This window comes from Actinomycetota bacterium, assembly GCA_040757835.1.
Lineage (GTDB): Bacteria > Actinomycetota > Geothermincolia > Geothermincolales > RBG-13-55-18 > SURF-21.
Window position 1 is genome coordinate 20,604 of the sequence record JBFLWJ010000008.1, and the last position, 19,876, is coordinate 40,479.

General features: G+C 63.4%; 20 protein-coding genes and 1 pseudogene. 11 read left to right on the plus strand and 10 right to left on the minus strand.

Features of this window, described 5'->3' with window-relative positions:
• The first annotated feature begins 17 nt into the window (after positions 1–17).
• Positions 18–896 carry a 4Fe-4S binding protein gene (locus AB1384_08285; GenBank protein MEW6554267.1) on the plus strand — a complete coding sequence of 293 codons (879 nt, stop codon included), beginning with the start codon at positions 18–20 and terminating at the stop codon, positions 894–896.
• 154 nt (positions 897–1,050) lie between these two features.
• Here AB1384_08285 and AB1384_08290 read toward each other — a convergent pair.
• Together AB1384_08290 and AB1384_08295 are read right to left on the minus strand one after the other, a co-directional pair.
• Positions 1,051–1,272, minus strand: a pseudogene (locus AB1384_08290) (thioredoxin family protein).
• A gap of 15 nt (positions 1,273–1,287) precedes the next feature.
• A complete protein-coding gene (locus AB1384_08295) occupies positions 1,288–1,443 on the minus strand; it encodes a hypothetical protein (protein ID MEW6554268.1) in 156 nt (51 codons plus the stop codon).
• A gap of 271 nt (positions 1,444–1,714) precedes the next feature.
• Here AB1384_08295 and AB1384_08300 point away from each other — a divergent pair, with 271 nt between their 5' ends.
• The 4 genes from AB1384_08300 to AB1384_08315 all read left to right on the plus strand — a co-directional run bounded on the left by AB1384_08300 (position 1,715) and on the right by AB1384_08315 (position 5,895).
• Entirely contained in the window at positions 1,715–2,158 is a 444-nt protein-coding gene (locus tag AB1384_08300) for a hypothetical protein (GenBank protein ID MEW6554269.1), read from the plus strand.
• Positions 2,155–3,702, plus strand: coding sequence for a GMC family oxidoreductase (locus tag AB1384_08305; GenBank protein MEW6554270.1), 1,548 nt, complete (start codon positions 2,155–2,157; stop codon positions 3,700–3,702). The genes AB1384_08300 and AB1384_08305 overlap by 4 nt, the downstream gene beginning before the upstream one ends.
• 78 nt (positions 3,703–3,780) lie before the next feature.
• On the plus strand, positions 3,781–5,010 hold the full coding sequence (locus tag AB1384_08310) for an ATP-binding protein (protein ID MEW6554271.1): 1,230 nt from the start codon (positions 3,781–3,783) through the stop codon (positions 5,008–5,010).
• Between the two features lie 42 nt (positions 5,011–5,052).
• Entirely contained in the window at positions 5,053–5,895 is an 843-nt protein-coding gene (locus tag AB1384_08315; protein MEW6554272.1) for a hypothetical protein, read from the plus strand.
• A 25-nt stretch (positions 5,896–5,920) separates the two neighbouring features.
• On the opposite strand, the gene AB1384_08320 is transcribed toward AB1384_08315, so the two are convergent.
• Positions 5,921–6,175, minus strand: a complete 255-nt coding sequence (locus AB1384_08320; protein ID MEW6554273.1) for a hypothetical protein — start codon at positions 6,173–6,175, stop codon at positions 5,921–5,923.
• Positions 6,176–6,421: 246 nt separating this feature from the next.
• Here AB1384_08320 and AB1384_08325 point away from each other — a divergent pair, with 246 nt between their 5' ends.
• Positions 6,422–6,712, plus strand: coding sequence for an AbrB/MazE/SpoVT family DNA-binding domain-containing protein (locus AB1384_08325; GenBank protein ID MEW6554274.1), 291 nt, complete (start codon positions 6,422–6,424; stop codon positions 6,710–6,712).
• 278 nt (positions 6,713–6,990) lie between these two features.
• Here AB1384_08325 and AB1384_08330 read toward each other — a convergent pair whose 3' ends face one another.
• A complete protein-coding gene (locus AB1384_08330; GenBank protein ID MEW6554275.1) occupies positions 6,991–7,491 on the minus strand; it encodes a pentapeptide repeat-containing protein in 501 nt (166 codons plus the stop codon).
• A gap of 182 nt (positions 7,492–7,673) precedes the next feature.
• Here AB1384_08330 and AB1384_08335 point away from each other — a divergent pair, with 182 nt between their 5' ends.
• Both AB1384_08335 and AB1384_08340 read left to right on the plus strand, forming a co-directional pair.
• Complete coding sequence (locus tag AB1384_08335) at positions 7,674–7,994, plus strand: 2TM domain-containing protein (protein ID MEW6554276.1); 321 nt, start codon at positions 7,674–7,676, stop codon at positions 7,992–7,994.
• 6 nt (positions 7,995–8,000) lie between these two features.
• On the plus strand, positions 8,001–8,801 hold the full coding sequence (locus AB1384_08340) for an enoyl-CoA hydratase-related protein (GenBank protein MEW6554277.1): 801 nt from the start codon (positions 8,001–8,003) through the stop codon (positions 8,799–8,801).
• A gap of 146 nt (positions 8,802–8,947) precedes the next feature.
• On the opposite strand, the gene AB1384_08345 is transcribed toward AB1384_08340, so the two are convergent.
• The gene (locus tag AB1384_08345) at positions 8,948–9,751 is read right to left on the minus strand and encodes a biotin--[acetyl-CoA-carboxylase] ligase (GenBank protein MEW6554278.1); all 804 of its coding nucleotides are present in this window, start codon (positions 9,749–9,751) and stop codon (positions 8,948–8,950) included.
• A gap of 237 nt (positions 9,752–9,988) precedes the next feature.
• Here AB1384_08345 and AB1384_08350 point away from each other — a divergent pair, with 237 nt between their 5' ends.
• The 3 genes from AB1384_08350 (at position 9,989) to accC (ending at position 13,820) form a co-directional block, all read left to right on the plus strand.
• Positions 9,989–10,531, plus strand: a complete 543-nt coding sequence (locus tag AB1384_08350) for a biotin transporter BioY (protein ID MEW6554279.1) — start codon at positions 9,989–9,991, stop codon at positions 10,529–10,531.
• Between the two features lie 94 nt (positions 10,532–10,625).
• Complete coding sequence (locus AB1384_08355) at positions 10,626–12,470, plus strand: pyruvate/oxaloacetate carboxyltransferase (GenBank protein MEW6554280.1); 1,845 nt, start codon at positions 10,626–10,628, stop codon at positions 12,468–12,470.
• Positions 12,471–12,473: 3 nt separating this feature from the next.
• Positions 12,474–13,820, plus strand: coding sequence for an acetyl-CoA carboxylase biotin carboxylase subunit (accC, locus tag AB1384_08360; GenBank protein MEW6554281.1), 1,347 nt, complete (start codon positions 12,474–12,476; stop codon positions 13,818–13,820).
• Between the two features lie 29 nt (positions 13,821–13,849).
• On the opposite strand, the gene AB1384_08365 is transcribed toward accC, so the two are convergent.
• From AB1384_08365 to AB1384_08385, 5 genes are all read right to left on the minus strand, one after another.
• On the minus strand, positions 13,850–14,983 hold the full coding sequence (locus AB1384_08365; GenBank protein ID MEW6554282.1) for a hypothetical protein: 1,134 nt from the start codon (positions 14,981–14,983) through the stop codon (positions 13,850–13,852).
• Positions 14,984–15,080: 97 nt separating this feature from the next.
• Entirely contained in the window at positions 15,081–15,953 is an 873-nt protein-coding gene (locus AB1384_08370) for a DMT family transporter (protein ID MEW6554283.1), read from the minus strand.
• A 188-nt stretch (positions 15,954–16,141) separates the two neighbouring features.
• On the minus strand, positions 16,142–17,269 hold the full coding sequence (locus AB1384_08375; GenBank protein MEW6554284.1) for a hypothetical protein: 1,128 nt from the start codon (positions 17,267–17,269) through the stop codon (positions 16,142–16,144).
• Positions 17,270–17,284: 15 nt separating this feature from the next.
• Positions 17,285–18,415: a hypothetical protein gene (locus tag AB1384_08380; protein MEW6554285.1), complete on the minus strand. Its 1,131-nt coding sequence runs from the start codon at positions 18,413–18,415 to the stop codon at positions 17,285–17,287.
• A 186-nt stretch (positions 18,416–18,601) separates the two neighbouring features.
• On the minus strand, positions 18,602–19,762 hold the full coding sequence (locus AB1384_08385) for a hypothetical protein (GenBank protein MEW6554286.1): 1,161 nt from the start codon (positions 19,760–19,762) through the stop codon (positions 18,602–18,604).
• Positions 19,763–19,876: the final 114 nt, after the last annotated feature.

Consider the following 19,876-nt stretch of genomic DNA (forward strand, 5'->3'; position numbering starts at 1 on the left):
TAGGGCTGGTCTAGCCTATGCGCGCCCGTAGGATAACCCAGGTCGCCGCGCTCCTCGCCCTCAATCCCTACTTCCAGTACTTCAGCTCGCGGACCATCTACCAGGGCGGGGCCAAATACGTATGCGCCCCGGGCCTCAACTGCTACGCCTGTCCCCTGGCCGCCTTCTCCTGCCCCGTCGGCAGCCTGCAGCACGGCTTCGGCCTGCTCTCGCTCAAGGTGAGGGAGTTCAGGCTGGCCGCTGGCGCCCTCCTCTATGTCCTGGCCTCCGTGGGCATCGTGGGGGTCATCGCGGGAAGGCTCCCCTGCGGCTGGATCTGCCCCTTCGGTTTCCTGCAGGAGCTGCTATACAAGGTCCCCCTACCCAAATGGCGGCTGCCACGCCGCATCAACTATGGCCGGTATTTCTTCCTCGTCGTGGTCGCGGCCCTCATCCCCTTCATCACCGCGCAGAGCTGGTTCTCGCGCCTGTGCCCGGCGGGCGCGCTGGAGGGCGGCGTCCTCCTCAAGGCCGTGCCGCCCGATGCTCCCCTGCCGGAAGCCGGCTGGTTCTTCTGGCTGAAGATAGCCATCCTCGCCGCGTTCCTGTTGTGGATGATGGTCTCCAAGCGCCCTTTCTGCCGGGCCGTATGCCCCCTGGGCGCCATGTGGGGGCTGTGCAACCGGGTCAGCCTCTACCGCATGGCGGTGGACGACGAGAGGTGCACCGCCTGCGGGAAGTGCCGCGAGGTCTGCCCCGTGGACATCGACATCTCCGAGGACCCCAACTCCCCCGACTGCGTCCGCTGCCTGGCCTGCAAGGAGGCATGCCGCTACGGGGCCATATCCTCCGGGTGGAAACTGCCGGGAGAGGAACTGAGGCTGGGAAAAAGGGCGCGGGCGGCGCTGGAAGGATGAGGGGAAGGCCGCCCGTTCTCTCACGATCCGGCGCCTGCCGATACCGCTCTGTCCTCCATCGTCTTTGACGGCGCGACCGGTAGCTGCTGCCGCCGCTCACGGTGTCCGACCCTGCCGGCATGCTCCTCGCGCGGCCTGCCGCCGCGCTCAGCGGTCAGGACGCAGTGGCCTTGTCTATGGCTTTCTGCAGCTCGCCTTCGTCGGGTATTCCCGCCTCGTTGAAGACCTCCCTGCCGTTCGCGTCGAGGATGATCACCGTTGGGGTAGCCTGTATGTCGTACTTGTCCGCGGCCGCGGAGTCCTTATATACGTCGATCTCGCGGAAGGCGATGACGTCCTCCTGCCCCTTCACCAGGCTCTGCACGAGAGCTGCGGCCGGTCCGCACGGGCTTCAGCCGGGCTGGGTGAATACCAGGGCCTGGGCCTTTCCCTCGACGCCGCCACCATCATCCCCCGATGTCGACCCTCCGCTGCTCCCGCATCCCGCGAGCAGCGCCACGGTCGCGATGATCATGGCCACGAACAGAACGAGTGCCGTCCTTTTCATGCCGCCTCCTCTTGCTGTCTTCTGAACGAGCCCGCCTTTCTCCTTATTCCCGCATGATATGCCCACATACCTTCCCTCCGCCATGACCGGCGGCAGGCCGGGACGCAAGCATGCACGCCATCACGGTCTAAGAAGCTCCGCCGCCGCGGGCGGTTCCGCCGCGGCTCTATGCTAATATCAATGTAGCGTAATGAGAGCCATATGGTCATGGGGCGGGAAGAGCATGGGGGGCCGCACCCGAGACCGGCGACATCCCGGGGGGAGGGAAGGTATGTTTAGCGTTTCCCGGCGGCACATGCAGGAGCTGATCGTCGCCTATATCGGTGAGGCGGAGGGCCTGCCGCCGGTCGATCCCGATGGGCAGATCGCGTTCATCGCGGAGTATTTCGAGGCCGGGGCACCCGAATTGAAAGCGGTCTTCTTCCTCTGCAACCTCTCGCTGCGCGCCCTCTCCCTCGTCCTCAAGGGCAAGCCGTTCTCCCGCCTCGGCGTGGAAGACCAGCAGGACCTCCTCAACCGCCTCATCGCCTCACGTAACCCTCTCATACGCGGCGTCGGGGTGCTTCTGGGCCTGCCCCTGCTCATGTCCTACTACCGCCGCCCCGAGGTGGCCGTCCCCATGGGCTTCGACGCCGCGGCGCTCAAGGAGGAGTCGGACCTGCGCGTGGTCACCCGCGACAAGGAACTCCCCCCGAAGCGGGAGGGGCAGCCATGATCCTGGGTCCGCAGGACGTCAACGGCGACGTTTCGCGCACCGCCGACGTGGCCATCATCGGCTCCGGCGCGGGCGGCGGCCCCATCGCGAGAGAGCTGGCCGGCGAGGGCTATTCCGTGGTGGTGCTGGAAGAGGGAGGCTACTTCACCCGCGAGGACTTCAACCTCAACCCGGCCGAGTCCTACATGAAAATGTACCGCGATGCCGCCCAGACCATCACCGTGGGGGTTCCATTCATCCTGCTGCCCCTGGGCAAGACGGTGGGCGGCACCACCACCGTGAACTCCGGCACGGCGCTGCGGGTGCTGCGCCCCATACTCAAGAAATGGCACCTGGTGCACGGCCTAACCGACATCACCGAGGAAGAGCTGAACCTCATCTACGGCCACCTGGAGGAGTTCCTCTTCGTGAAGCGGGCCGACCCCGAGGTGGCGGGCAAAGTGGCGAACACCTTCCTGGCGGGGGCGGAGAGGCTGGGGCTCTCCTGCGGCTGGCTGCCGCGCAACGCAAAGGAGTGCGAGGGCTTCGGCTCCTGCGTCTTCGGCTGCCCCTCCGGTTCCAAGCAGAGCGTGGACGTCTCCTTCATCCCCGACGCGGTGAAGTCGGGGGCGGACATCTACACCCGCTGCCGCGCCGACGGCATCAAAACGGCGGGCGGCCGGGCCAGCGGCGTCACCGGCTTCTTCGTGGACCCCGCCACCGGCAGGCCCACCGGCAGGCGTATCGAGGTGGAGGCCCGGGTGACGGTGCTTGCCGCCGGCGCCATCTATTCCCCCTACTTCCTGCTCAAACAAGGCCTGGCCAACTCCAGCGGGCAGGTGGGAAAGAACCTGCAGATACACCCCGCCACCCAGACGGTGGCGCTGATGGGCGAGCCGCTGGGGCCGCCCAGGGGCATCCCCCAGTGCTGCTACGTGGACGAGTTCAAGGGCGAGGGCATCATGCTGGAGGGGGGTACCGTCCCCCCCGAGATACACTCCCTGGCCCTGCCATTCGCGGGCAGGCGCAACGCCTCCCTCATGGCCTCCTATCCCGATATGGGCGTCTTCGGGGGCATGGTGTCGGAGAGCGATTCCTGGGGCCGCGTGGTGGACCTGCGCCGCCCCGGTTACCGTCCCGGCATGCTCTACATGCTGCGGGGCAAGGACGTGGACAAGGCCAAGGCGGCCACGGTGCTCATGGCGGAGGTCTGGTTCGCGGCGGGCGCGAAGAAGGTCTTTACCCCCTTCGCGGGCCACTACGAACTCTCGGGGGCGCGCGACCTCAAGCGCCTGGAGCGCTCCCGCGTGCGCGCCACCGACATCTTCGGCATGAGCGCCTACCACCCCCTGGGCACCTGCCGCATGGGCTCAGACCCGGAGTGGTCGGTGGTCAGGCACACCTGTGAGAGCTGGGACGTGGAAGACCTCTTCATCTGCGACGGCAGCGTCATCCCCTCCTCCCCCGGGGTCAACCCGCAGCTGACCATCATGGCCCTGGCCATGCGCTGCGCGGGCTTCATCGACGACCGCCTCTCGGGCGGCAAGGAGGAAGCTCAGGGTTGACACTTGCCAATTAGTCTGCAATCGTGCATTATAAATGCATAATTGCACGAAGTGTTGTCGTGATGAAATGAGGCGGCCTTGCCAGGCTCCAGCACCTATATCAAGAGGTCCCTGGAAGTACCCCTTAAGCGGGCGGCACGGGAATTCCCCGTGGTCGTGTTGACCGGTCCGCGACAATCGGGCAAGACGACCATCCTCAAGCATCTCTTCATGAAAGAATACCGGTATATCTCGCTGGAACTCCCGGACGTTCGGGCGGCGGCCGTTGCTGACCCGAGGGGGTTTCTGGATTTCAATCAGCCGCCGGTCATATTCGACGAGATCCACTATGCCCCGGAACTCCTGCCTTATATAAAGGAGATGGTGGATTCCAACCGCGGCAAGCGTGGCGCCTTCCTGCTCTCCGGGTCACAGAACATCCTGCTCGCAGAACGGACTATGGAAACCCTGGCGGGCAGGGCCGCGGTCCTGAAGTTGATGCCCCTCACGCAGAGGGAATCGTTCGGCAGGCCCGACTCGCCGTTCCCCTGGGAACCGGGGTACCGTACCGGTGCGAGAGAAGGCCTGTCGGGACCGGGCTTATGGCAGAGCTTTATCCGGGGCTGGTATCCGGAGCTGGTGTCGGAGCCCGGCAGGGACGTCTCTCTCTGGCACTCCAGCTATATGCAGACGTACCTCGAGCGCGACGTAAGGACGCTGAGGCACGTCGGGGATCTGGCCCTCTTTCAAGCCTTCCTCCGCACCCTGGCCGCGAGAAGCGCCCAGCTGCTCAATCTCACCGACATCGCGAGGGATCTGGGGGTGGCCGTCAATACCGTCAAGGCATGGCTCTCGGTCCTGGAGGCTACCTACCAGGTTATCATCCTGCGCCCTTACTTCAGGAATATCGGGAAGCGGCTGGTAAAGACGCCAAAGGTCTTCTTTTCCGACGTAGGGACCCTGTGCAGTCTGACCGGGCTGAAGGATCCCGAGCATGCCGCTTTGGGGCCCATGGGCGGCAGCATAATGGAGACGGTCGTGCTCTCGGAAATATATAAATCGATGCTCAACCGTGGGGAGGAACCCAGGATGTACTTCTGGAGGACCTCGACCGGCACCGAGGTGGACGTGGTCATGGAACGCGAGCGCGAGTTGGTCCCGATTGAGGTGAAGCTGACCTCGACGCCCTTACCCGGCATGACGGCCGGGATCGCGGCGTTCAAGGACTCCTTTGGTGACCGGGTTGCTCCGGGCTACGTGATCCATGCCGGAGACGTCAGCCTGCCCCTGGGGAACGGAGTGATTGCGCTGCCTTTTTCGTTGCTATAGTCTCTTGCTTGATATTTGCTCGTTATGGACGGAGGGTGGCATATGGAGGAAAGCAGCCCCGACAGAATAGTCCGCGATTTCAACCGCCTGGTGGGGGACGCCCCCCATCGCAATATCCACGACCTCAACCAGTTGGACCAGGACACCAAGGAGCGCGTCTATTCCCTTCTCATACCCGACCGCATCTTCGACCTCTTCGAGATCGACCGGGAGTCCCTCACCAACAACTACGGGGACAGGGTGGTCACCTTCAAGACGCCCCCCAGGGGCACCTTCGCCATCATCGAGGTGCGGGAATACCCACAGGACCAGGACTGCATCTTCTTCCTGGAGATCGAGGACACCGCCTTCTTTAAGATCGACATCAACTTCCTCATCATCAACGACCCCCACAGCCCCCGCTTCAACACCGACATCGACGAGATCGGCAAACGCACCAAGTTCGCCACGGTGCGGCGCAACATCCCCGAGGAGATCAGGGCCATGGAGGCGGGGCTGGCCCCGGGGCAGGTGAGGAAGGGGCTGCGCATGCTGAAGTTCTTCATCCCCATCGCCATCTCCTTCGTCTATGCCATGGGGCAGGACATGATCATCGCCGAGCCCCTGGCCTACAACAACGCCATCGTCTTCGAGGGCTACGGCTTCAACTACATCCGGGGGCGCCGCAAGATGGACGAAATCCAGGAGGGCTTCCAGCCGGGCGGGGAATTCTTCGAGAAGCTCGACGGCAGCACGCCCTTCCGCCAGCCGGGCGCGGAGAAGACGGTGCGCGGGCGCTCCTGGGCCATCCACGACGGCATCCTGGGGGAGCCGTGGAGGGGGATCGAGATGTACCGCAGCGTGAAGCCAGCCGACGTATGTACCTTCCCCGACTGCGTGTATTGACAGGCAGTGGGCGACTTTGTGGGATTCAGCTGAATATGACAGCGATTAAGATCATCGCTATCCCGAAAATCATGTCTCCAATACCACCGACTAGAAACCATTTGGCTGCATCATCCTCAGAAACAAACTTCCACTGGTCGGACAACCCTGACAGTGGCACCTGCTGTTCCCTGTTTCGTCCCAGAAGATAATAATAGTTTCCGATCTTCCTGTGAGAAAGAATTATGGGAATACCTGTCAGCAGTGCCGCTATACCCACAAAGAGAGCTATCATATTCACCTGAATACCCTGTGACCCCCGCTAAGGCGCAACCTTGACACTAATATGCTACTCGAATTCACTCTACATCAAATTCTCTTCTACTGATCGAAAATACGACAATGAGGTTGGATTTGAGTGGCGGTAAGGTTGGCACTCCAGATCACGCAAATGCTCTGATGATTTCTACAGTAAGTCTGTATTGCTGCATTACGGTAATTCAGCTATATTGACAATAGAGGAGATGAAAGACAGGAGGGCACGCAGATGAACGAGATAACAGGCGCCTATGCCAGGATAGATTCCAGGGGAAGCGTCACCATCCCGGCGGCGATCAGAAAGGCGCTGGGATTGCATCCGGGTGAGCAGGTGCGGATCGAGGCCGAGCCGGAGACGGGAACGATCACCATCCATCCCCAGGTATCCGTGGACAGGGACCAGGCTTGGTTCTGGACGCCGCAATGGCAAAAGGCGGAGAGAGAGGCTGATAAGGATATCGCCTCCGGAAAGATAAAGAAGTTGAAGTCCAAGAGTATCCTCAAGGAGACAGGAAGCTGAGGGACATATATTTCACCGCGAGGTTCGAGGCTCAGTTCAAGAAGCTCTCCGGCAGCGAGCAGAAGGCGGCGGACAAGAAGATAGGGCTTCTCAGGGACGATCCATCACACCCCTCCCTCCGTTCGAAGAGGATCAAGGGCACCGAGCACATCTGGGAATCCTCCGTGAACATGGATATCCGCTTCACGTGGCAATACGAAGGCGATAACGCTATTATCCTGAGGAATATCGGCTACCACGATACCGCTTTGCGTAAACCCTAGAGTGGCCGTCGCCCATCACTTGCGGAAGCGGTAGCCTTTGACCCCTTCGGTCACGATGCCGGCTAGTTTCGCGTCGGTGAGGTCCACGTCGGTCATGTCGGCGCCGCTGAAGTCCGAGTTCTCCAGGTTGGTCCCCAGCATCATCGCCGAGGTCATATCGCAGCCCGTGAAGTCCACCCCCACCGCTAGGGCTTTATTCAGCACGGCCCCGGCCATCTTCGCGCCCGCGAGTCTCGCCTCGGAGAGGTGGCAGCCGCGCATGTCGGCGCCCTCGAGAAAGGCCCCGGTCATGTCAGCCCCATGAAAGTAGGTGCCGACGGCGAAGGCCTTGCGCAGGATGGTCCCCGTGAGTTTCGCGTCCCCAAGGTTCGTGCGCATGATATGGATGTAAGTGAGGTCCATGCCGCTGAGGTCGGCCCCGTAGAGGTCCGGGACCACGTCCCGGTTCTCCTGCCTCCAGGCGTTCCAGGCCTTGACGCCCTTCTTCAGTATCTTCAGGTGCTCCGCGTTCGCCATTCTCTCTCGACCTCCCTGCCGCCGTGAATCCCGCCGGGCTGAATTATGTACAGGCGCGGAAGGCGTGTCAAGGCGGACCCGCCGCCCGGTTGTGGCTAAGGGATTCAAGGACTTGCCCGCCGCAATCGATTACTATGGAGGTGATGGAAAACCGCCCGTCATTAAGAAAAGGAGTGGTGTCCATGGTAGAGGGACAGCAGCCGCCACAGCCCCAGCTCAGCGACGAACTGAGGGAGAAAGCGGAGAAGCGGGTCAACCAGAAAATGGCCCTGTACTCGCACATCGGCTCTTACGTCATCGTCAACGGTTTCCTCATACTGATCTGGGCCCTCACCGGGGCGGACACCGGTAATTTCTGGCCCATGTGGGTCATGCTCGGATGGGGCATCGGCCTGGCCTTCCACATCTTCGGGTACCTCACCGGCAAGCGCAGCGATGCGGTCAGGGATAAGATGCTCCAGAAGGAGCTGGACAAGGTGAAGAAGGAGCAGGGACAGGGCTGAGGCTCCATGAACCGGGAAGCCGAACTCCTGATCGCCGGGGACGGCGGGGTAGCCATACTCACCCTCAATCGGCCCCAGCGCCGTAACGCCCTCACCTCGACCCTGCTGGTCTCCCTGGCCCGGGCCATGTCCGACCTCGCGGCCGAGGGCGGAGTGCGCTGCGCTGTCCTCCGGGGCGCCGGCGACAAGGCCTTCTCCGCCGGCATGGACCTCTCCGCCCTCCCCGAGGGCCTGCCCGCGGACCTCCAGGAGCAGATCGCGGCCAAGGGGCCGCTGCAGTTCTGCCTCGAGGCCATCGAGGCAGCGCCGTTTGCGGTCATCGCCATGATCCGGGGCTACTGCGTGGGGGGAGGTTGCGAGACCAGCATGGCCTGCGACCTGCGCGTGGGTGCCGAGGGATGCCGCATGGGGATGCCGCCGGCGCGCCTGGGCATCGTCTACCCGCCGGAGGGGCTGCACCGCTTCGTGCGCAACCTGGGCCTCCCCGCCACCAAGAAGGTCTTCTTCACCGCCAGGATGTTCGAGGCCGCGGAGGCCAGAGAGATGGGCATGCTGGACTACCTGGTGCCCGATGATGAGCTGGAGGACTTCACCATGGGACTCGCCCGCGATATCGCGGCCAAGGCGCCGCTCTCCGTGGCGGGAACCAAGAAGCTGCTGCACATGCTGACCCCGCTCCCGGCCCTGGCCGCGGCGGAGCGGGAGGAGATAAACGCCATCATGGCCCGGGCCCTGGCAAGCCGCGACGCCCTGGAGGGTATAACCGCCTTCCGCGAGAAGCGCGACCCCGAGTTCAAAGGGGAGTAAGCGCGGTTACCGGTCACGCCAGCGTAATCAAGTCGCTCCGCATAGTATCCCGCTGATTTCTCGCACAGACCTGGAAGATATCCCCACCCCCCAGCCTCTGATCATTTGGCCGCTCTTCCCTAACCAAACCAGGTTCGAAACAGGTTTCATGTGACGAGTATATCGCCGGAAGCCAGGCGCAGGGTCTTTCCCGCGGCCTCGAGGATGAGGTTGCCGTCGTCATCGACCCCACGCAGCACCGCCTCGAACTCCCTGCGTTCGCCCGTCTCTTCCAGGAGGACGTAGGGGCCGCTCACCCTGACCGTCTCCCCCACGAAGGCGAGGTTCGCCCGGTATTCATCCAGCCATCCCGCGCGGCCCCGCTCCCACCACGCCTCCAGCTGGCGGAGGAGTTCGCTCAGCAACTCGGAGGGGCTCCAGGTCTTTCCCTCCTCGATGAGCAGGGAGGTGGGGGAGAGCCTGGCTGGGATGTCCAGCTCGCCCGGGAGGTAGCCGGCGTTGAGGCCGAGGCCGATGACGGTGAGGGCTTCCTCCCCGGGACCGTACCGGCCGGGGCTGCCGCTTTTCGCGGTGTAAGCCTCCGCGAGTATCCCCCCGACTTTCCTTCCCCCATATACCAGGTCGTTCGGCCATTTTAGGCAAGGCCCAACGCCCCCCAGCGCGACGACGGCCGCCCGCGCGGAGACGGCGGCCAGCATGGACAGCGCGGGTCCGCCCCCGCCCTCCATCACCAGGCTGACCAGGAGGCTCTTTCCCGGCAAGTCCAGCCAGCCGCGTCCCATGCGGCCGCGGCCGCCCGTCTGGTGGCGCGCCACCACCACCAGCCCGGGACAGGCCCCGGCGTCGAGCTGCCGCTTCGCCTCCAGGTTGGTGGAGTCGACGCTCTCGAGGAGCCGTATGTCCCACATGGGGAGGCGCCCGCCGGCTGCGTCCCGCCTCTGCTTTGCCATCGCCGTCAATCCCTTTCCCCTGCCGGATCCGGCCCACAACGCCATGGTATCAGTCCCGGGTCCTTCCGCCCAAGTGCGGAAATCGTACACTTTCACTAAAGTAAATTACCATGTTTTTCCTTGACAATAAGGGAATACTACTATAGAAATATAAAAACACTCCGAAGGGGGGAGCGGTCCATGCACCCTAATACAACGGCACCTGTCGCGGAGAGAGCTATCCCCAAAGAGGGGGAGATGCTCCTGCGCGCCCTGCTGTTTGCCGCCCTGACCGGCATCGGCGCGCTCCTGCGCATCCCCACCTCCCCGGTCCCCGTGACCATGCAGGTGTTCTTCGTGCTGCTCTCCGGCATGGTCCTGGGCCCGGCCTGGGGAGCGGCCAGCCAACTCATCTACCTGTGTATGGGGCTGTGCGGGGCGCCCTTCTTCGCCGCTCCGCCGTACGCGGGGCCCGCGGTGCTCTTCGGGCCCACCGGCGGTTACCTCTGGGGTTTCGTGGCGGCGGCGTGGGCCACGGGATGGGTGAGCGAGGCCTTTGTGGCGAGACGCGGCGGGCGCATGCGCGGCCTGGGTCACCTCTGCGCCGGACTCGCCGGCGTAGCGGTCATCTACACCACGGGTACGGCGTGGCTCGCGGTATGGCTCTCCCTGCACGGTGCGGAAGCTTCCGCCGCTTTCGCCCTGGGTGTGCGTCCTTTCATCCTGCCCGATCTCGCGAAGGCGGCGGCAGCGGCGGCCCTGGCCGGCATGGTTCCGCGCGGGCGGCTGCAGCGGCTATGATAGAACGTGCGGGCGAGGCTTCCGGCCTGCCGGTCCCGACCTGGTGGGAACGGTGAGCCGGGAAAGCTCTCGCATCACGATCAAAGAGGTGGAAATGGACAGAAAGAAATCTCGCTTGAGCATCACCGACACCACCCTGAGAGACGCGCCACAGTCGCTGTGGGCGACGCGCATGCACCTCACGGACATCCTGCCCATCGCCGAGCGCATCGACGAGGTGGGCTATCATTCCGTGGAGGTCTGGGGCGGCGCCACCTTCGACGTGTGCATGCGTTTCCTCAACGAGGATCCCTGGGACCGCCTCTACCGCATACGCGAGAAGTTCAAGCACACCAAGCTCCAGATGCTGCTGCGAGGCCAGAACCTGGTGGCCTACCGCAACTTCGCCGACGACCTCCTGGAGGAGTTCGTCAAGCGCGCGGTGGCCGGGGGCATCGATATCATCCGCATCTTCGACGCTCTAAACGACACCCGCAACATGCAGAAATCCATCGAGGTGACCAGGCGGGAGGGCGCCCACGCCCAGGGCACCATCTGCTACACCATCAGCCCCGTGCACGACATGGAGCACTTCGTGGAGACAGCCAAGGTGCTGGTGGAAATGGGCTCGGATTCCATCTGTATAAAAGATATGTCGGGCATACTGGCCCCGTTCACCGCCTACGAGCTGGTGAAGCGCCTCAAGGAGACCATCGAGGTGCCCGTCCAGCTCCATTCCCATGCCTCCACGGGCATGGCCTCCACCTCATACATCAAGGCGGTGGAGGCGGGCGCCGACATCGTGGACTGCGCCGCAGCACCCCTCGCCCTCTATACCAGCCAGCCGGCGATAGAGAGCATGATCGCCTCCCTCAAGGGCACGCCCTACGAACTCGACCTCGACTTCAACGCCATCCGAGACGTTTCCGAGTATTTCGAGGTGGTGGCGAGAAACCGCAAGCTCATGGGAGCGGAGCAGCCCCTCATCGACGTCACCGTCATCTCCCACCAGATCCCGGGGGGCATGGCCACCAACCTTATCGCGCAGCTGGAGCAGCAGAACGCCCTCGACCGCATGGAGGAGGTTCTGGAGGAGATCCCCATGGTGCGCAAGGACATGGGCTATCCACCCCTGGTCACCCCCACCAGCCAGCTAGTTGGTACCCAGGCGGTCTTCAACGTCCTGCTCGGTGAGAGGTACAAGATCATCCCGCGCGAGATCGAGAACTACGTCAGGGGATACTACGGGCGTCCGGCGGGCGAGATCGACGAGGAATTGAAGCGCAAGGCCTTGAAGGGAGGAGAGCCCATCACCTGCCGCCCCGCGGACATGCTCGAGCCCGAGCTGCCCAAGGCCAAGCACGACCTGGACCCTGACCTGGTCGAGAAAGAGGAGGACTACCTCTCCTACGCGATCTTTCCGGACATCGCCCTGAAGTTCTTCCGCTGGAGGAAGAACCCGGTATTCGACGACGAGGAGCCCCCGCTGAAGCAGATGGAACGGCGCGAGCGCAGGTACCTCGACGGCGAAGCCATCGACGACCTGGCGGAGAGCCTGTCCAGCGTGGTAAGCGAGGGGGTGTCGCAGGCGCTGCAGAACCTGACCATCACCGTGAGCCTGGGCGGCGCGGCCCAGGGGGAGGCGGTGGGGTTCGCGTTGCCCGGAGCGGCGCGCAAGGGAGCTGTCCCGCCGGCCGGACGGGAGGAGATCGGCCTGATCCATGTGCGCGCCCCCATGGTGGGGACCTACTATATCACCTCCTCTCCCGGGGCCCCTCCCTACGTCCAGGAGGGTGACGAGGTGGAGGAGGGCCAGACGCTCTGCCTCATCGAGGTGATGAAGCTCTTCAACGAGATCCCCTCCCCCGCCGCCGGCCGCGTCAAGCGCATCCTGGCGGAGCACGGCGCGGGGGTCGAGTACGACGAGGTCCTCATGGAAATAGAGCCCCTGGGGGTCTGAGAATTGTTCAAGCGCGTGCTCATCGCGAACCGGGGTGAGATAGCCCTGCGCATCCTGAGGGCCTGCCGCGCCTTGGGACTGGAGACGGTCGGGGTCTATTCCAAGGCCGACGCGGACGCCCTGCACCTGCGCCATGTCGACCGCAAGATCTGCGTGGGACCCTCGGCTAGCGGGGAATCCTACCTGAGCATCCGGAACATCATCGGAGCGGCCGAGGTCACCAGGGCCGACGCCGTCCACCCCGGATACGGCTTCCTGGCTGAGAACGAGGAGTTCGCGCGCGCCTGCGGGGACAACGGCCTCGTCTTCATCGGTCCCAATCCCAATGCCATGGCGCTGATGGGGAACAAGGCCAGGGCCCGCGAGAAGATGGCGGAGGCGGGGGTCCCTGTCCTGCCCGGCGTCACCTCCAGCGACCTGGACGAGTCGACCGCCCTGAAGGTGGCCGAGGACCTGGGTTATCCCGTGCTCATCAAGGCCTCCCTGGGGGGCGGGGGCAAGGGGATGCGCATCGTCGGCGACCGCCAGGAACTCATACGCGCCCTGCCCCTGGTGAAGGCGGAATCGCGCCACTCCTTCGGGTCCGAGGAGATCTACCTGGAGAAGTTCCTGCGCAAGGCGCGCCATGTGGAGATACAGGTGCTGGCCGACTCGCACGGCAAAGTGATCCACCTGGGCGAGAGGGACTGCTCCATACAGCGCCGCAACCAGAAGCTGCTGGAGGAGGCGCCGTCGCCCGCGGTCACGCCGGAGCTGCGCGCGCGCATGGGCGAGGCGGCGGTGAAGGGCTCCGCGGCCATGGGCTACGATTCCGCTGGCACCATGGAGTTCCTCCTCGACGAGGGTGGCGCCTTCTATTTCATGGAGTTCAACGCCAGGGTACAGGTCGAGCACCCTATCACCGAGATGGTCACCGGCATCGACATCGTGGCGGAGCAGATGCTGAACGCCGCGGGCGAAACTATGCGCCTATCCCAGGAGGACGTGAGCATCAACGGGCATGCCGTGGAGTGCCGCATCAACGCCGAGGACTACCAGCGCGATTTCCTCCCCTCGCCGGGCTTTATCGAGAGGTGGAGCCCGCCGGGTGGACCCCACGTGCGCCTGGACACCCACTGCTACCCCGGCTACCACGTCTCCCCCAACTACGACTCCCTGCTGGCCAAGCTCATCGTGCACGGCCGGGACCGCGCGGAAGCCCTGCGCATCATGGAGCAGGCCCTGCGGGAGTTCGAGATCGAGGGGGTTGCCACGCTCATCCCCTTCCACCTGCGGCTGCTCTCCAACCCCGGCTTCATCGCCGGCGACTACCACACCCGCTGGGTGGAGCAGGGCGGGGTCAGCCCCTGATATGTGACATTTCTTCGTAAGAGATGGAGTCAGCCTCTGAGGACCTTGATGGTGATGTCTAGGTCTCCATCCGGAGCCAGATTCCACTCATACGTGGAATCTTCGCTCCCGTATACCATCTCCACCATGGCCTGGGTGGTGCCCACCATGAGGAGGTGCAGGCAGGCGTTCTCGATACGCACGCTCAGGGTATTCCTGTCCCCGTTAAAAGAAGCGAGGTTTCCCAGCCCCCTCGCGGCTATCATGCGCCTGAAGGATGGGGCGTCCAGCTTCCAGTCAAAGTCCCGCATGCTCTCCGTGATGTATCTCCGCTGCGCCGCGATGACCGCCTCGGGGAGGTCCTCCCCCAACTCGGCCTCCAGGTCGCCGAGGATGGCGTCGAGTGAGCCGGGACCGAACAGTGACATCCTCCTGCCGTTCTCGGGATCGATGATGGTCCCTCCCTCCAGGTCCCAGTTACAGCGGCTGACCTCGTCCGGCAGGCCGCACTCCGGGCAACGCTCATACTGGATGTCGCCGGGCTTGAAATCGTACTTCTGCCTCCGTAGTCTCTCCTCGAGCTCGATGGGATGACTGCCCGGGCTGGCGGTTATGAGGTACGTCTTCTCCCCTATCTCCTGCCACTCTACCCACAGGTCCCTCTGCTCCACCGCTTCCACCGATCCCAGCATATCGGCAGCGTAGAGAGGGAGGGAATAGGGGTTACGGATCGCCTGGGAGCGCCAGGGATATGCCTCTCCCTTATCCCACCTTTGCCCCAGCGAGATGTCCCCGTAGCCATATATCCTGCCGATGTTATTGATGCTGAGGTTGAGCTCTCTTGCCATCTCGAGTATGCGGCGTTGCTCGGGTGAATCCCCGAGTTCTCCCTCCCGCACTCCCTTTCTGGTCTCTTCAGAGGCGTTCCGCAGACCGTCCTCGTAGATCTTCTCCATATACCGCCTGGTCTCGCGACGGCGGCTCTCGATGATGATGTGCTCGATGGGGATACCGACCAGTCTCTCAACGCCCTCAAAGAGGTCGTCGATGTTTTCGGACTCGTAGAAGACCATGCGGCTCCTGGGCGACATGACCAGCGAGATGACCCCGCTGGCCTCCCACCTGTGGCCCTCGCTCACCATCCTCGGGACGCCGCACACCTCGCATGCTTCTATCTTACTCATTCACCTCACCTCATAAGAGTCTCCACCATGGATATCAGCCGCTTACTCGGTAGTATCGCGTTGGAGCCGCATCCACTGAAGCGGAGCAAGGGCGGGGTTATTCCCGGACGCCCTTACGGAGGACCAGTGCGCCTGCAACGATGATCAGGATGCCGCCCACCAGGTCCTGCCAGCCGGGGTGCTCTCCCAGGAATATCGCCCCGAAGACGACGGCGCTCAGGGGCTCGAGGTAGGCGATGATCCCCACGTGCTGCGCCTTCACCTTCTTGACGGCGTAGATGTAGACGAGGCCCGCGAAGGCGGTGTGCACGGTACCCAGGATGATCAGCGATGCCCACCCCTGCGTGGAGACGGGGAAGTAACGGAAAGCGCAGAAGGGGAAGAGCAGGGCGGCATTGATGGCCGTCTGGTAGAAAGTGACGGTCAGGGTAGGCGTATCCTCGCGCAGTTTCTTAAGGATAATGAGCAGGAAGGCGTACGTCACGGCGGCGGTGAGCGCGTAGACGAGGCCGGCGCCCTTCAGGCCTCCCTCGCCCGCCTGGCCGGTGAGGGAGATGAAGTACATGCCCGCCAGCGCCAGGAGCAGGGCGATCACCGTGATGCCCTCCAGCTTCTCCTTGAGGACCAGCGGGGCGAGGATGGCCACCAGCACCGGCGCGAGGTAGGTGATGAACTCCGCGTCCCCGATGGACAGGTTGTTCAGCGCTTTCATGAACATGACCCAGTGGAAGGTAAGGACCGCGCCGCTCAGGAAGAGGAGGAAGGGGTGCTTGCCGGGGCGCAGCTGGTCCTGCTTCCCACCGGCGTAGATGACCACGGTGAGGAAACAGATGCTGATCATGGCGCGCATGAAGACCACGAAGTACTCCTGGCCCGGCAGGTCCACCCACCTCAGGAACACCCCCACCGTGCCCCAGAGCACAGCGGCCCCCGCGATCATGAAGTATTCTTTGCCGCCGCTCTCGCTCAATCCCGCCTCCCTGGCGCTGTCAGGCGCGCGCTTTCCCAAAGCGACTCAAGCTCTATTAATAAACGATAAACAGTATGATTGCACGCCGGGGTGACGGCGCGGGGTCAGCCCCTGACGTGTGACATTTTCATGTTTCTCCTTCAAGAATCGTCACTTGAGAGTGTCACATGTCGGGGGCTGACCCCATCCTAGGGGGAGATGGTGAGGTCGAGGTCGCCGTCCTCGCGTAGCTCCCATTGCCGGGTGGAACTCTCCTTTCCCAGGGCCAGCTCGTAAAGGGCTTGGGCCATTCCCACCAGGATGAGATGCATGCACGAATTCTCTATGGTGATGCTCACGCGCCCCTCTCCCGCGTCGAAACGGGTGACGTTGCCCAGCCCGCGCAACGACGTCAAGGCCGGCAGCGAGAACACGAGGCTGCGCAGCTCCTCCGCGTCCACCCTCTCATGCACGTAGCGCCTCTCGGCCTCGATGGCCGCTTCCACGATGGCACGGCCATGCGCCGCCTCCAGGTCGTCCAGGACCGCTTCCAGGGCGAGGGGTCCCAGGATGGCCACCCTGCGTCCCGTGTCCTCCGCGGTGATCGTGCCCTCCTCCAGGTCCCAGCGGTAGCGCGATATCGCCAGCGGCACTTCACATTCGCGGCAGCGCTCATACGTGATGTTCCCGGGCTTGTAGCGGTAATGCTTCCTCTGCAGCCTCTGCGCCAGCCCAAGCGGGTGTTCCCCGGGAACCGCGGTCACGCGCAGGCGGTCCTCCCCCGCCTCCTCGTAGACGACCCGCATATCGATGCCCTCGAAGGCCTCCACCGTACCCAGGCTGTCCGCCACCCAGAGGGGAACGGAGTAGGGATTGCGGATGATCTGGGTACGCCAGGGATACTCCTCTCCCGTATCCCATTTCTCGCTCAGGGACTGTTTGCCGTAACCGAAGACGGTCCCCACGGCGAGGACCCGCTCGGTCATCTCCCTGCGCATCCTGGTCACCGTCTCCATGATCACGCGGCCGTATACCGTGCTCCCCACCTTCATATCCGTCTCCCCGAGCAAGTTGACGTTCCTGACCTCGAAGGGGAAGCTCCTCTCCATGAACTTCCTTGTCTCGCGCCGACGGCTCTCGATGACCATGGGCCCGATGGGCTCCCCCACTATCTCCTCCATACCCTTGAACATGCTGTCGATGGTGTTGGACTCGAAGAAGACCATGCGGTCGCGGGGGGAGTTGGCCAGGCTGATCACGCCGTTGTCTTCCCAGTGCAGCTCCCTGCCGATCATGGCGGGGAGGCCGCAGGTGCCGCACAGCTCAATAGTGCTCATAGCTCTTTTCCGTGGTTACCCCCGCAGGGTGATGGTGAACTCGAAATCGCCGTCATCGTCGAGCCTCCACTCGAAGGTGGAGCCGTCCGCGCCCAGGGCGGTCTCGTAGATGGCCTGGGCCATGCCCAATACCAACAGGGGCATACAGGAGTTCTCGATGTGCACGTGCAACTGCTTCTCGTCCACCTCGAACACGGTGATGTTCCCCACCCCACGGATCGCGGCCAGTCGGCTGAAGGTGGTGCGGCCATGCCTCCAGTAGCCGCCCTCTATGCGGGACTTAACGTATCTTCTTTGCGCCTCCACCACCACCTCGGGGATGGAGGGCCCCAGTTCAGCCTCCAGGTCGTAGAGGACAGAGTCCATGGAGAAGGGGCCGATGATGGCCATGCGCCTGCCGGACTCCGGGTCGTGTATGGTCCCCTCTTCCAGGTCCCAATCGAGGCGGGCCACCTCCAGCGGTATGCCGCATTGCTGACAGCGCTCGAAGATGACCTCGCCCGGCTTGAAATCGTAGCGCCGGCGCTTGAGCCAGTCCTTCAGCTCCACCGGATGTTCCGCCGGGTAAGCGGTGTATTCATAGGTGTCCTCACCCCTGTTCTCGTAGCTTATCCAGCGATCGCGTCCCTCGAACGCCTCGACCGAGGCCAGGGCCTCCGCCGCGAAGAAGAGCACGGAGTGGGGATTGCGGATGATGTTCACGCGCCAGGGGTGTATGTCGCCGTTCCTCCAGAGAGGGCCCATGATTACGTCGCCATATCCATAGACCCGGCCCACATCCAGGACCTTCCTGGTGATGGACCTTCCGATGGGGTTACGGATCATCCTGACGACATGTTCGACGACGGGCACCTCTCCCAAGTTCTCGTTCACCGCCACCAGGGGTTTGATCATCCAGGCGGGGAAATGCTTCTCTATGTATCTCTTAACCTCTCGCCGCCTGCTCTCGATGACGATGTGCTCCACGCTCATGCCGATGAGCTCCTCTATCCCCTTGAAGAGGTTATCGATGATCCTGGACTCGAAGAGCGCCACGCGGTTATGGGGTGACTTCTTGAGCGAGATGACGCCGTTGTCCCGCCACTCGAACTCGCTGCTCACCAGGAGCGGGGCTCCACATTCCCCGCAACGTTCCCTTCGCTTCATGTTCATGACCTCCAGGCCGGACAAGATGCTCTATGATTCTTCGCCCTAAACAACCGATTCCTTGAGCATGTGGAAGTGGCCGCTCCTGCCCTGTCGCGGGAGCCACGCAAGCGGCATTATCGCGGCTGTTCCACGGCTTCGCCTGCATTGCTCGGCCGGTCGTCGCCGGGACCAATAGCCCCGTTCTCAGGAAATATCCTCCAGCGCCGGGGATTCCACCGCGACCATGGCTTTCTTGCCCCTGACGGTCACGGTCAGGTCCCCATCATCGGAGAGCTCCCACTCACGCGTGGAGGATTCCTTGCCCATGGCCATCTCGAAGAGGCCCTGCACCGTGCCCACCATGAGCAGGGGCATGCATGAGTTCTCGAAGGTCACGGTGAGGTAGTCGCGGTCCCCCTCGAACTGCACCAGGTTGCCCAGGCCGCGCAGGGCGCTCATGCGGTTGAAGATGACCATGTCCTTCCTCCACGATTCCTCGCTCAGGCTGGAGCGCAGGTGTCGCCGCAGCGCCTCGACGACCGCGTCCTGTATCTTCTCCCCAAGCTCCTCCTGCAGGTCATCGAGGACGGAGTCCACCGCCCAGGGCCCGAAGATGGCCATCCTCCTGCGGGTCGCGGGGTCGTAGATGGTCCCGTGCTCCAGGTCCCAGAGACACTCGCAGATCTCGGCGGGAACGCCGCAGTGCTGGCAGCGCTCGTAGAGGATCTCCCCGGGCTTGAACGGATAGCGCTTCTTCCTCAGCCTCTCCTTAAGCTCGAGGGGATGTCCGCCGGGCGAGGCGGTAACCTCGAAGATGCCCTCGGCGATCTCCCGGTACTCTACCCGCATGTCGGTCTGCTCGAAAGCCTCCACCGACCCCATCATCTCCGCGGGGTAGAGGTACATGGACCAGGGGTTGACGATCACCTGGGTGCGCCATGGGTAATCGACTCCGCTCTCCCAAAGCGTGCTGAACTTGATCTCGCCGTACCCGTAGACCAGGCCCATCTCGTTAACCTGCTGGTTGTAGCTGCGGCGCATCTCCACCAGCTCCTTCATGCCCGAGACGGGGTCGAAGGTCTGCATCGCCTCTATCTCCTCCGGGAAGCTGCGCTCTATATACTTCCTCACGTCCCGCCGCCTGCTCTCGGTTACGATGTGCCAGACACCCGATCCGATGAGTTCCTCGATCCCCCGGAAGAGGTTGTCGATGATGGCCGACTCGTAGAAGACCACGCGGTTGGTGGGAGACATGGTGAGTGAGATGACGCCGTTCTCCTCCCAGCGCTGGCCGGCGCTGATCATGAGCGGCACCCCGCACTCCGGACATACCTCCATCCGCGGCACCATCTCTCCTTCCAGCACGACTTGCTCTTACTTATTACTTTCGCCTCCACCCTGGCCATACTTAAGACATGGACTCGACCGATGTTTGGTTTATATATGGCGCGCATCATGCCCGGCCCCCGGGAGACGGAC